9 protein-coding genes are annotated in these 13482 nt (G+C 36.7%); 3 read left to right on the plus strand and 6 right to left on the minus strand.

All coding sequences use genetic code 11. The features are described 5' to 3' along the window. The first annotated feature begins 206 nt into the window (after window positions 1-206). The 3 genes from ACIQ2X_RS07540 to ACIQ2X_RS07550 are packed head-to-tail and all read left to right on the plus strand — an operon-like array spanning window position 207 to window position 2484. Window positions 207-992, plus strand: a complete 786-nt coding sequence (locus ACIQ2X_RS07540) for a hypothetical protein (RefSeq protein ID WP_396178317.1) — start codon at window positions 207-209, stop codon at window positions 990-992. Beyond that, a complete protein-coding gene (locus tag ACIQ2X_RS07545; protein ID WP_396178318.1) occupies window positions 959-1870 on the plus strand; it encodes a hypothetical protein in 912 nt (303 codons plus the stop codon). The genes ACIQ2X_RS07540 and ACIQ2X_RS07545 overlap by 34 nt, the downstream gene beginning before the upstream one ends. Continuing rightward, on the plus strand, window positions 1870-2484 hold the full coding sequence (locus ACIQ2X_RS07550; protein ID WP_396178319.1) for a deoxynucleoside kinase: 615 nt from the start codon (window positions 1870-1872) through the stop codon (window positions 2482-2484). Before ACIQ2X_RS07545 ends, ACIQ2X_RS07550 begins: the two co-directional genes overlap by 1 nt. Window positions 2485-2584: 100 nt before the next feature. On the opposite strand, the gene ACIQ2X_RS07555 is transcribed toward ACIQ2X_RS07550, so the two are convergent. From ACIQ2X_RS07555 to ACIQ2X_RS07580, 6 genes are all read right to left on the minus strand, one after another. Further along, complete coding sequence (locus tag ACIQ2X_RS07555) at window positions 2585-4936, minus strand: T9SS type B sorting domain-containing protein (RefSeq protein ID WP_396178320.1); 2352 nt, start codon at window positions 4934-4936, stop codon at window positions 2585-2587. A 3-nt stretch (window positions 4937-4939) separates the two neighbouring features. After that, window positions 4940-5833, minus strand: a complete 894-nt coding sequence (locus ACIQ2X_RS07560) for a hypothetical protein (protein ID WP_396178321.1) — start codon at window positions 5831-5833, stop codon at window positions 4940-4942. A gap of 341 nt (window positions 5834-6174) precedes the next feature. After that, on the minus strand, window positions 6175-8568 hold the full coding sequence (locus tag ACIQ2X_RS07565) for a sodium-translocating pyrophosphatase (protein WP_396178322.1): 2394 nt from the start codon (window positions 8566-8568) through the stop codon (window positions 6175-6177). Window positions 8569-8831: 263 nt separating this feature from the next. After that, a complete protein-coding gene (locus ACIQ2X_RS07570; RefSeq protein WP_396178323.1) occupies window positions 8832-9362 on the minus strand; it encodes an inorganic diphosphatase in 531 nt (176 codons plus the stop codon). Between the two features lie 113 nt (window positions 9363-9475). Continuing rightward, window positions 9476-11953, minus strand: a complete 2478-nt coding sequence (locus ACIQ2X_RS07575) for a DUF5686 family protein (protein WP_396178324.1) — start codon at window positions 11951-11953, stop codon at window positions 9476-9478. 281 nt (window positions 11954-12234) lie between these two features. Beyond that, window positions 12235-13215, minus strand: a complete 981-nt coding sequence (locus tag ACIQ2X_RS07580; protein ID WP_396178325.1) for a pyruvate dehydrogenase complex E1 component subunit beta — start codon at window positions 13213-13215, stop codon at window positions 12235-12237. Window positions 13216-13482: the final 267 nt, after the last annotated feature.

Raw genomic sequence — 13482 nt, forward strand, 5'->3', positions numbered from 1 at the left:
CTGAACGAGTTTGTTTATAAGCTAAATCGCAGATATTTTGGTGAGAAAATCTTCGATAGACTAGTGATAGCAAGTATTACAGGAGTATGATTAAAAACGGATATGCATTAAAAATAATTATGAAAATATTCTTTATTAACTTTTTTACATTTTTTTCAATTTTTTGTTTTTCTCAGCAGAAATATGAGTTTTCTGGCGTCTTAAAATTGAATGGAGACGACAAAACCTTAATCACATATATGATTTCATTTGATGTAAAAAACGGAACATTACAAGGATTTTCAAAAACAGATATTGGAGGCCTTCACGAAACGAAAAGTCTGATTTCTGGCACATACAATGCCACTACTAATATGTTAGCATTTCAAGAATCACAGATATTATACACAAAATCACAGATTAGTCAGAAGGATTTTTGCTATGTGTTTTTTGAAGGGAAGCTAAAGTTATCTGCAAATTTGAAAGAAATTAAGGGCAACTTTAGTAGCAAATATAAAGATGGAAAAAAATGCATTAACGGAACACTTCTACTTGTAAATCAGAAAAAAATAGAAAAAACCATCAGCAAACTAAGTACTAAAATCCAGTCGTCAAAAAAGCTAGATACCACAACAAAGAAAAAGTTCGATCTACTGAACATGGCTGATAGTTTACAAGTTAATCGGTTGTTGAAGAATCAAAATCTTTCCATTTTTGCCACAAGTAAAACAATTATAATTGAAGTTTGGGACAATAAAAAAGAAGACGGCGATGCGATAAATTTGTACCAAAATGCAAAAGTTGTACTGAAAAATTACACGGTAATGAACAAGAAGAAAATCATCGAAATTCCACTGACAACTTCGCCTATTTTATTAAAACTTGAGGCTACAAATGAAGGAAATTATGCGCCAAATACTGCTATGATTCGTATAATTGACGGAGAAAACTCCTATGAGCTACTTTCGAACTTGAAAAAATGGGAGAGCTCTTCAATCACAATTTATCGTTAAGACCGATTTTTATTTCTATTTCAGTTGATTTTAGAGTAACAAGTTATAAATTGCAGCAACGGGTGATGGCATATTTCCAAATGAATAAGACAATGAGAGCTATTTATATTACTCTATTTTTATTAGTACAGTTAAACCTTTCGGGTCAAACTACCCAAATGGAATTGGTTAATAAATTTGGCTTTTCTGCCGACCGTTTTGTTGGGGCAGATAAGTTCGGCTTTTACTATTTTATCAAAAACAACGTACTTTTTAAAACAAAAAACGACGTATTATTAGCGTATAAAAATTTGCCTTTGGGCCAAATAACCAAAGTAGACTTGCAAAATCCGCTGAAAGTAACTCTTTTTTATGAACGTTTCAACACCGCAATCACACTCGACAATCAATTAAATGAAACTTTAAAAATCGATTTTTCGCAACTGAAAACGCCTTTGGTAGTAAGTAAAATTGGGATGGCTTCTCAAAACCAGCTATGGGTTTTTGACGATATTTCACGACAGCTGTATTTGTACAATAGCACCAATGGTAATTTGAAAGCAGTGGGAACACCATTTTCAGAAAACATTAAGTTTTACAATACCGATTTTAATTATTTTGAATGGCTCGACGACAAGAATAGATGGTTCCAATGTTCAATTTTTGGTAATGTGGAGAAGTTGGATTATGATTTAGATTTCGACACAATATTATTTACCGACAATGAATGTATTATTTATAAAAAAGACGAAAAAATATTTGCTTTTGGCAAAAACACCAAGAAAATTTCTATTCTAGAGTATGGTAATAAAACCTTTGAAAGTTTGTCGTACAAAAACCAAATTTTATCTATTTTTACCAAACGAGAAATTAGCAATTTTAAAATCAAAATACCGTAATGCATATAGCAGTAGCAGGAAATATTGGTGCAGGAAAAACAACCTTAACCCGTTTATTGGCCAAACATTTTAAATGGGAACCCCATTTTGAAGATGTGGTAGACAATCCATACTTAGATGATTTTTACCACCAAATGGAACGTTGGAGTTTCAATTTGCAAATTTATTTCTTGAACAGTCGTTTTCGTCAAGTGTTGCAAATTCGCGAAAGCGGTAAGAAAATCATCCAAGACCGAACGATTTATGAAGATGCACACATTTTTGCCCCTAATTTACACGCGATGGGACTGATGACCAATCGTGATTTTAACAATTATTGCTCCTTATTTGAATTGATGGAAGGCCTTGTGGGAGCGCCCGATTTATTGATTTATTTAAGAAGTTCGATACCCAACTTAGTAGGGCAAATTCACAAACGCGGCCGGGAATACGAAAATTCGATTTCGATTGATTATTTAAGTCGATTGAACGAACGTTATGAAGCATGGGTACACACGTACGACAAAGGAAAACTCTTAATCATAGACGTGGACACAATTAATTTTGTAGATAATCCCGAAGACCTGGGGATGATTATCAACCGTATCGATGCCGAAATCAATGGTTTGTTTTAAAAAAAAACGTTTTCAATAGAAAATGCCCCAAAAAATATCATTTTCTTGGGGCATATTTGTGTTTACTTAATGCTGTTTTTAAAAATTTATACTTAAAAATTTATCGTTTAAGACTAAAATGTCCTTTGTAAACTCTACCATCCTGTCGTGTGATTACAAACCAGTAATCCGTAGAGGGCAGTTCAAATCCATTTAAAGTTCCGTCCCAACCTGCATCACCACTATTTAAACGCTTAACTAATTTGCCGTAACAGTCAAAAATATCTACACTTAAATTGGGCTCGTATTTGGAAAATTGCACGTGCCAAGTATCGTTATAACCGTCGCCGTTGGGTGTAAAAAATTTAGGGTAATTCAATAAAACAAAATCTTGATCTGCTGTACCGCAACCATTATCATCTTTGACATACACGGTATATTCACCTGCAGGCAAATTGTAGAAGGTATTGGAAGATTGAAAATTCAAATTATCTAGTGAATACAAATACGCTCCAGAACCATTTACCGAAATAACCACCTTATTCTCTTGGGACCAGTCGGATATATCAATAGTTTGGATTAGAGCTTCGCTCGAACTTGTAACTACAAAATCTTTTGTAGTATCACAAGTCAAATCTTGATACACATTGCTAACTGTTACCGAATATGTTCCGGCAGTTTGAATCGTAATGGATTGGGTTGTTTCGCCCGTTGACCATAAGTACTTAGCAAATCCGGCCTCAGCCGTTAAAGTTTTAGAGAATCCTTCGCAAAGAAAGATGGGCAAAGCCGGTGACAATTGTGGTGTTACCCCTGTAAAAATCGGAAATGATGTGGTTGCGTAACACAATGGTAGAGTCTTATGTTCTACCCGTGCATAAATTGTTTGTGGATTAGAAATATTGGTATAACCATCTGGAAGCAGATTTAGTCCGTTATTAGCATCAAACTGTGTAAAATGATATGTAACATTGTAGGTATTTGGACTTTGATTTCCTAAAATTTGCGGTGTTTGATTAACTAAAGGAAAAATACCAAATGGCACGCCATCCGTTCGACAAACCAACATACTTTGAGCAGCAATTGCCCGAACCAAAGGAAGTAAGGTACCTATTTCGACAGGAACGTTTTTGATATTTCCGCAATCGTCGGTAACCTTAAAATTATAACTTCCATTTGTTAAATTCACAAAAGTATTATTCGTTCCATTATCCAAAACTACAGGTTCCGTCATGGTAAAATTAAATGGAGCAACACCTTCTACGTCAATTACCACATTATTTGGCCCAATTCCGTCGTCACAACTCAAGTTAAAAGCACCAAGAATGGCGAGTTCAGGAGCAATACTAAATTCAACATACAAATCCGAACACTGGGCATTTTGGTTTCCATTGTCATAAGAATCAAACACTTTTATGACGCGAAAATCACCGATTAAAAAAATATTTAAAACCGTGGCATTATTGATCAATTCTGATGCCGTAGTAGTATTGGGAATTGTTCCTTCTAGATAAGATACACCTGTATATGGATGTCCCCATGTACTAGTTTCCGGATAATATTTTTGCAACCAAAACCGTTTTCCTGTAATGGATGCATCGGTATCCCCCATTGTAATGTCAAACGATCCGCATTTCCGATTGATTTCAAAACCATCTGAAGTTCGCGTGTACCCAAATATTTCGACCGAAATCTGAAGATTAAATCCGCAATTATCTGTTGCTTCAAATGTATACATTCCAGCAGGTAAATCGCCCATAAAAAATACACCATTGCTGTTCATATTCGCACTAACATCGTACGGAAGCACAAAACCAGTATTTTGAGGCGCGGCAATAATCTTCATGGTTACAATAATTCCATTGGAAGTAGAAAGCCGCACCGCTCCGGTAGTCGGATTACAATCGGGTCGTGTGGTGGCTACTAATTGACCCAATACAAATGCAGGAACTATTACTGCAACAGTATAGGAATCGCCACAACTGTCGGTTATAAAAAAAGTGTACTCACCCACAGGTAAACTAGGATGAATAAAAACGCCATTAGCATTCACAAATGACATCATATTTTGAGGAAGCGGATTAGTGTAGGCCATCGGAGCCTCCGTTAAATTAATGGCTACAATGAAACGATCATCGGGAATTGTAATACGAACCGTTCCAAATGCTGAACCACAACCATTATTTGAGGCAACAACACTAGGTTGTAAGGGCTTTTTTATAAATGAAAATTCGAGTTGTTTGATTCTTCCGCAGGCATCTTGAACTGCAGCCGTATAATCCCCAAAAGGTACCGTGTTATCTTCGCTTCCAAATAACACAGGGGAGGTTAGAAATGGCCCTGGATAATTGATATTAAACAACGCTGGATTAAATCCTGATGGTCCCGTAATATTCAACGAGAAGGGAGGCGAAAAGTTACTGACTGCTATTGAAAAAAACAATTCGCCACATTCAGCAGTTTCCTCCAGCATTATTTAATTTGGGTTGGGATTTATTTCAAACTGCCCCGCGAACACATTTGAACAATTATCAGACACTTCAATATTTACTAAAAATAGTTGATTCCCAAATAAAGGAATATTTTGAGAAAGCTCAAAACTAATTGGATCGCCCGTGGTAATGATTTGTGCAATACTTTGTGCCACAGAACCATCCGGTGCAAAAACAGTATAATTGACCGTTAATGGGTATAATATTGGAGCGGCTGTATTAGAAGAAATTTTGTTAACAATAGTAGTTGAAGAACACGAAGAAGCTACCTCGGGAAAGGAAGGTGCTCCAATGCTGAAATTATTATTTCCAATGGCAAACGTGTAGGCTTTCGTTAATGCATCATTACAATCGTCAAAAACACGAACGGTATAAGTGCCTGAGCTGAGATTAGTAAATTGATTGGAGGCTTGTAAGGGTCGTGTTACAGGTCCCGAAATGATTTCATAAAAAGTAGGATTTCCTGCCAAAACAGTTACAGTCAAGGTCGCAGTTTCATTACAATCAAGTGCGGCGGAATCAGAAAGTTCAAAATCTAATTTTTCTACGAGATCTTCAATTTCAACATCTACTTCTTCAATATTAAATTGAAATCCAAGGGTTTGCGTAGCACGAACTCTATACACACCCGCTTGTAACGTTACGAAAGAAGGAGCCATTGTCTCTGCAATATGACTCACAAAATCAGGAGCTAAATACAACTTGTATCGGATTTCAGATCCAGGGGTAGTGTTAGATACATTCATTTCCAGCATACCGTTACTGGTACACGTCTCGGCAGTAGAACTTACATTAAGTGTAAAATCAGACAACTGACTATAAGAACTTAATGTGAAACTACATAAAAGCAGCATCAATATGGAGCGTAGGTAAAACATCAAAAATAGATTTGCAAGGGACTACAAAAATAATTTAATAGGGGTCATAAAAGCGTTATAGTTTGAGCTTTTAATGTTATCTAATTTCAGTATAAAGATTATAACCAATTAATTTTGTAAAATAAAAAGAGAAAAGTGTTTCCCAAACAACCGCAGTTTTAGACTGCAAGTAGCATTACAAGCAACTTTTTATTGGAGTAAAAATTGCAATTAGCTACAACTAATTTTCTTTTATTGTAAGTTATCACATACATTCGACTTTTTATAAAATAAAAATGCCCCCAAAATAACAAACATTATTTGGGGGCATTACATTTTATAAAACAATTCTCTAGAAAACCTTAACTTTTTGTACTAAACGCTTTTATTTGAGCATCCACTTCCGCTTCTGTTCCGGTAAATTCGGCATTCTCTTCTTTTCCATCAATAGTTTTTGAAACTTTAGCCGAAAATACTCCGTCAACATTGGTTTTTTCTACTGATATAGTATTGGTAGAAGTTACTTCGAATTGATTTTCAATTTTTTCCAAAACTTTTGTTTCCACAGTTTGACTTACCACATTGTGACCGCCTAAGATTGGAGCAATTACCAAACCAATTAAACAAGTCAATTTAATTAAAATATTCATCGATGGCCCTGAAGTATCTTTAAATGGATCACCAACCGTATCACCCGTTACCGCTGCTTTGTGAGCATCCGAACCTTTGAAGGTCATTTCGCCATTAATCATAACTCCTGCTTCAAAAGATTTCTTTGCATTGTCCCAAGCGCCACCAGCATTGTTCTGGAAAACTGCCCAAAGCACACCTGAAACAGTAACTCCGGCCATATAACCCCCTAACATTTCAGCAACCAATTGATTATTATCTGGGTAAACCAAAATTCCTAAAAGCACAATAGCTATTGGAAAACCAATCGTTAAAATTCCAGGCAGCATCATTTCACGCAAAGCGGCTTTCGTAGAAATTTCTACACATTTACCGTATTCTGGCTTACCCGTTCCTTCCATTATACCCGGAATTTCTTTGAACTGACGTCGCACTTCGTACACCATGTCCATAGCTGCTTTTCCAACAGAATTCATTGCTAATGCCGAGAAAACTACCGGAATCATTCCACCCACAAATAGCATGGCCAAGACTGGTGCTTTGAATATATTGATTCCGTCAATTCCTGTAAAAGTAACATAAGCAGCAAAAAGGGCCAGCGAAGTTAATGCAGCCGAAGCAATTGCAAAACCTTTCCCGGTTGCAGCCGTAGTATTTCCAACAGAATCTAAAATATCGGTGCGAGTACGAACCTCTTTAGGAAGCTCACTCATTTCGGCAATTCCACCCGCATTATCAGCAATTGGCCCAAAAGCATCAATCGCTAGTTGCATAGCCGTAGTTGCCATCATTGCCGAAGCCGCCAGAGCTACCCCGTAAAATCCTGCTAAAGCGTATGTGGACCAAATTGCAGCAGCGAATAAAATCACCGTTGGAAAGGTTGAAATCATACCTGTTGCCAAACCAGCAATAACGTTGGTTCCCGCACCTGTGGACGATTTTTGTACAATTGCCAAAACAGGTTTTGTGCCTAATCCTGTATAATATTCGGTTACGGATGAAATGGCTCCACCTACAAATAATCCGATTAAGGAAGCGTAGAAAACCCTCATTGACGAAATTTCTTGCAATCCTTCTCCAAAAAAGGACATTTTCATCGTTTCAGGTAACATCATATCAATTAAGAAAAAACAGGCAATCGCAGTTAAAGCAATTGAAACCCAGTTTCCAATATTTAATGCTTTTTGCACCTGAGCTTCTTTTGCCGAATCACTTGAAATTTTCACTAACATTGTTCCGATAATCGAAAATAAAATTCCGAAACCTGCAATGGCCATTGGCAATAAAATAGGACCAATTCCGCCAAAAGCATCTTGAATGCTTCCGCCCATATCTTTAATTACGTAGTTTCCTAGAACCATTGCGGCAAGAACTGTTGCTACATAAGACCCAAATAAATCGGCACCCATACCGGCAACGTCGCCCACGTTATCACCCACGTTATCAGCAATTGTTGCTGGATTTCTTGGATCGTCTTCGGGAATTCCCGCTTCTACTTTACCAACTAAATCGGCCCCAACGTCGGCCGCTTTGGTGTAAATACCACCACCCACTCTTGCGAATAAAGCAATGGATTCTGCTCCAAGAGAAAAACCGGCAAGTGTTTCGAGAACGATGGTCATATCACCTGTGTTTGTCCAAACACCTTTCATAAAAAACTGAAATAATATGATAAAAAAACCGGTTAGACCAAGAACGGCAAGACCAGCAACTCCCAATCCCATTACGGTTCCGCCGCCAAAAGAAACTTTCAAGGCTTGTGGCAAACTGGTTCGGGCAGCTTGTGTGGTTCTAACATTGGTTTTTGTAGCGATTTTCATACCCATATTTCCCGCTAAAGCCGAGAAGAAAGCTCCGAAAACAAATGCTACTACAATTAAAATATGTGTTGTTGGAACTATGAATGAAATTCCGGCGAGGACCATACTTGCTAAGACAACAAATATTGCTAGCAACCTGTACTCTGCTTTTAAAAATGCTAAAGCACCTTCATAGATATAATCTGAAATTTCTTTCATTTTTCCGTCTCCGGGATCTTGTTTTAATACCCAAGATCGTTTCATCCACATAAAAATCAATCCAATAATTGCCATAACTATCGGAACATAAATCATCATTGATTCCATAAATTGCATTTGGTTTTTTAGTTAATATTATGTAAATATAGCGAAACGGAAATTAATAAAAAAGCAATTTTTTTATTTACATACTGCTTTTTTGATAAAAATTTAATAACAAATCAACCACATACATCAACTGTAAATGTTGGTTTATTTAAAACTGAAGAAAAAGAACCACTTTCTGAATTAATTCAGTTTCTTTTTTTTAAATAAAAAAACACCTGTAACAATCAAGTCACAGGTGCTTTAAAATTTTTTTTAAAATAAGATTACTTTATTCCAAACAACCCTTCAGGTTTATCTTCGATAGCTTCAAAACGGGCTACACATTTCGAGATAATGACTCGCGCTTCGTTCACGTCGCCCCAACCTTCCACGTCTACTTTTTTGTTTTCTAAATCTTTGTAGACTTGAAAAAAATGTTCGATTTCCTTTACTAAATGCGGGTTCATGTCACTCAAATCATTTAAGTTGCTCCAAATAGGATCGGAAACGGGTACACAAATAATTTTTTCATCAGGTCCTTTGTCGTCTGCCATGTGAAAAACACCAATAGGTTTCACTTCAATCACGCAACCAGGAAATGTTGGTTCATTGATTAAAACCAAAACATCCAATGGATCGCCGTCCAAAGCCAAAGTTTCAGGAATGAATCCATAATCGGCGGGATACATCATCGAAGAAAACAACATTCTGTCGAAACGCATTCTTTTCAAATCAAAATCATATTCGTATTTATTTCTACTTCCTCGTGGTATTTCGATGAGCACATCGAAAGAGTGTTTTTTATCAGCTGTCATTTGTATTATTTTCAATTTTTACGACTGCAAAAGTAAGCAAACATTCCTACTTTTCAATACACAGTACGTGTTATCTCTTCATTAATTTATAAGTTGCACTGCTGTTTTTGCAATTAAAATTGAAATCCTAACGCTGCTTTAACTCCAAAATTGGTGGTAGTTGGCGTGATGTAATTGCCGCGCCAAGCAAATTCGATACGAAGTACTTTAAAGATATTTCCTATTCCGGCATTGTATTCCCAATAAAAATCTTCGGGAGCACTGTAAATTAAACCGGAAGCATTGATGGCTCTGTTTTGATTGGTTATAGTTCCGTAAACACCTTTAACACCTACTGTTTCCCTCCAATTCAATTTTCGCATCAACGGAATTCTAGATAAAATTCTACCTCCAAAATTGTGTTGCAACTGAAAAGTTGCATACGTATCTGCTTGAAATTCGTAAAAATCCAGCAAGTTAAACGTATTTTCAATAACAAAATAAGTTTGATTTCCGGGAACAATACTCATCAATCCAAGCGGTACTGTACCGTATGTTTTCCCCAATTCCATAATGTAATCCAAACGTCCAATTCCACCCATATTAATCGGTTGTTTGTAGTACAACTGGATTTTTTCATAATCAAAATCACTGTTCAAAACGCCTTTTAAACCTTGACTATAATTGATAAAAAAGCGTGGAAAAGGGTTGTCTACCACATTTCGTTCTACTCCATACCCGAAAGTTTTGCGGCCTGGCGTGTATTCAATTTGGAAATTAATTTCGGATTGTTTTACTTCGCCTTTGGTGGTTGTAAAACTGGCATCGGTATAATAGTCGAGGCTAAAGGTTTCCGAAGCCGATTCTAATGTTCGGTACGAAAACCCGGTTTGAAACGTCAAATTTCGCACAGGTTCCATTTCTACAGCCAAAGAAGATAAGTTTATATTGGTCAACTTGCCGTTATTTCCTGCGGTAAAAAGCGCTGAAGACGCAAAACTTCTGCCCAAAACATCGTTGGTAGTAGTTAGGCTGGCGCCAATTTGTTCCACATCCCGTCTGTTTCCAGCCGAAATTATCAATCGGTTTTTCTTGTTCAACAGCCATTTTCCCGAAATGCCGTATTTGAATTTATCATCTTTAAAACCATAAGCCGTATAGCCTTGGAGTCGCCAAAAATCATTGGGTCCAAAATAGGTTCGTCCACCTACTCTAAGTCGGATTCCTTCGACTTCATTATAACCAAAGGTGGATAATACCGGGCCGATATCAAAATTTCCTTTTTGAATATAACCACTTCCCAAAATGGTAACCAAATCGGTAATTTGCCGGAACTTCTTGTTGGTTTGCAACGTGTCCAGCATTTTATAAATCCCCTTTTCATCTTTATTCAAATTTTCGAAGCGGTTTTCTTCCCAAAAATCATCTTCACGAAGATAAACCGTATCATCGAACTCATTTACTTCTGCCTTATAAAAATCAACTGGTTTTTCTTTGTCAAATGCATGATTACGAAACATTGTAGTTCGTTTTCCATAAATACCACGTGATTTTTCTTTTTTATTTAAAGCAAAATCCGTCATCATGTAATCCCGTGTTAGAAGAAAAACCGAATCGTTTAGAACTTCGAAATCTTGCTCGATGTAAATTTCTTTTACCCAATTGATGTTGGCGCTTTTGGAGGCTTGAAGATTTATATTTTTAATGGCCCAAGTCGAGTCGTTGACCCAAAAGTCGCCTTTAAAAGTGAGTTCATTTTTACGTCGAGGATAGTAAACAATATTGTAGCACCATTTTTTATCAATAAATGCACTATCCACCAACCTGTAATTATAAACATCAATTCCAGTTTTAGAAAGTGGACTCGTAAATGCTTTGTCGAAAAATTTTAGGTAATTGTCGTAGATGTCGTATTCGGCATACAAATCTTTTATGAAAGCTATAATCTGCTGATTGGTATTGAAACCCGAGTTTTTATTGGCTTTCAGAATTTCTTTGACCTTACCTCTCACGTTATCGCCATAGACGTTTGAAAGTGCTTCGTTGATAAAAATGGGCAAATAGGTTTTTCCTGTAACACTCGAGGTATCAACGGAGTTGAAAATAAATTCCATTCCTTTGAACATACGGCTTTTCATAAATGCACTGTCGATGGTATTCATGTCAAATTCAACTTTTTCGTATTTCTCAAACTCGTACTGCTTGAACTGACGCAAACCATTGTTTCGTTTTCGTTCCCATATTTTTCTAAGAATATCAACGGCTGGATTATTTTTTTTCGCAGTTTTACCGGTATAAATTTTCACTTCGGTTAATTCTTCTCCCGAAACCAATATGATTTTCATATTGTAGCTCACCGCTTTGTCCAACTGAATTTCCTGAGTTGTAAATCCAATAAAGGAGACCGAAAGAATTTTTCGGTTTTGCGTAGATTCTAAATAAAAACGACCTTCTTCGTTGGTAATCATTCCTTCGGAAGTACCTAAAAAAGCCACATTGGCATACGGTACTGGTTTTTGGTTTTCGTCTAAAACTACGCCACTCACTTTAGTCTGTGCGAAGGAAAAAGAAACTACCGATAAAAAAAAAAGAAAAAAAATAGTATATTTCATAGGTGTAAAAGTGATTTTTTAGCGGTCATATATGGTATCGCTTTTATTTATTGGTGTTTATATCACAATATTGGTATTCGACGGTTATTCAATTGCTTGCGCAAAAGTGTTGTTAACTACTATTTCATAAATTATGCCTTCAAAAAAAAATTGTGGCTAAATCAAATTTCAAAAAAAAACTCCAACAAAGTTGCCCTTGTTGAAGTTTCAAATATAGCAATAAGTTAGTAAGAAAAAATTACGTTTTGAAGTAAACTTACATCAGATACTAACTGTTTATTTTATTTTTTATAAGTTACCTTCTTTACTGCTTTAATCACATCTTCGGAGTTAGGCAACCATTCTTTGAGTAAGGTTGGAGCATAAGGTGCTGGCGTATCTGCCGTTGTGATTCGTTGAATTGGTGCATCAAGAAAATCAAAAGCACGTTCTTGAACCATATACGTAATTTCTGAAGCCACACTAGCAAACGGCCAAGCTTCTTCTAAAACAACCAATCGGTTGGTTTTCTTAACCGACTTGATAATCGCATCATAATCCATTGGTCGAACGGTTCTCAAATCGATAATTTCACATGAAATTCCTTCTTTCTCCAGTGCCTCAGCTGCGATATGAGCTTCTTTGATAATTTTTCCAAAAGAAACAATCGTTACATCTGTTCCTTCTCTTTTCACATCAGCAACACCAAGTGGAATGATATAATCTTCTTCAGGAACTTCGCCTTTGTCGCCATACATTTGTTCTGATTCCATAAAAATCACGGGATCGTTGTCTCTGATGGCTGCTTTTAAAAGTCCTTTGGCATCATAAACTGTAGATGGCACCACAACTTTAAGTCCCGGTGTATTGGCAAACCAGTTTTCAAAAGCCTGAGAGTGTGTCGCACCCAATTGTCCTGCAGAAGCCGTTGGCCCTCTAAAAACCATTGGCATCGGAAATTGTCCTGCCGACATCTGACGCATTTTCGCTGCATTGTTAATAATTTGGTCAATTCCAACAAGTGCAAAATTGAACGTCATAAATTCTACAATTGGTCGGCAACCGTTCATCGCCGAACCTACTGCGATACCTGCAAACCCAAGCTCTGCAATAGGGGTGTCAATGACACGCTTTTCGCCAAACTCGTCCAACATTCCTTTGGAAGCTTTGTAAGCACCGTTGTATTCGGCCACTTCCTCACCCATTAAATATATAGTTTCATCGCGACGCATTTCTTCGCTCATCGCCTCACAAATAGCTTCTCTAAATTGGATTGTCTTCATACCTGTAGAATTTATCTTCTTAATTTTGAAATGCAAAAATAAGAAGATTCAGCTATATATTTACATAAAACACTTTAAAATGTTCAGGAGCTTTATCCGGCTGTACGCTGTATCTTTTTTATGCTTGAAAAAAGCATAAAAAAGGATGCCGCTTCCATCCGGGCTAGCTGCAAATTCCAGCTATATTGACCACCCCATTCCAGTTTAAAGTGAGCACCTAATTCCAGTTCAAAGTGACCATGCAATTCCAGTTGAAATTGACCACCC

This window comes from Flavobacterium sp. (genome assembly GCF_044368625.1).
Classification (GTDB): domain Bacteria; phylum Bacteroidota; class Bacteroidia; order Flavobacteriales; family Flavobacteriaceae; genus Flavobacterium.

What these genes read in the sequence shown, in the direction of transcription:
- ACIQ2X_RS07550 (WP_396178319.1), top strand. Translation starts at nt 1,870, where the DNA reads ATGCATATAGCAGTAGCAGGAAATATTGGTGCAGGAAAAACAACCTTA.
- ACIQ2X_RS07545 (WP_396178318.1), top strand. Translation starts at nt 959, where the DNA reads ATGGGAGAGCTCTTCAATCACAATTTATCGTTAAGACCGATTTTTATT.
- ACIQ2X_RS07570 (WP_396178323.1), bottom strand. Translation starts at nt 9,362, where the DNA reads ATGACAGCTGATAAAAAACACTCTTTCGATGTGCTCATCGAAATACCA.
- ACIQ2X_RS07565 (WP_396178322.1), bottom strand. Translation starts at nt 8,568, where the DNA reads ATGGAATCAATGATGATTTATGTTCCGATAGTTATGGCAATTATTGGA.
- ACIQ2X_RS07560 (WP_396178321.1), bottom strand. Translation starts at nt 5,833, where the DNA reads ATGTTTTACCTACGCTCCATATTGATGCTGCTTTTATGTAGTTTCACA.
- ACIQ2X_RS07575 (WP_396178324.1), bottom strand. Translation starts at nt 11,953, where the DNA reads ATGAAATATACTATTTTTTTTCTTTTTTTTTTATCGGTAGTTTCTTTT.
- ACIQ2X_RS07580 (WP_396178325.1), bottom strand. Translation starts at nt 13,215, where the DNA reads ATGAAGACAATCCAATTTAGAGAAGCTATTTGTGAGGCGATGAGCGAA.
- ACIQ2X_RS07555 (WP_396178320.1), bottom strand. Translation starts at nt 4,936, where the DNA reads ATGCTGGAGGAAACTGCTGAATGTGGCGAATTGTTTTTTTCAATAGCA.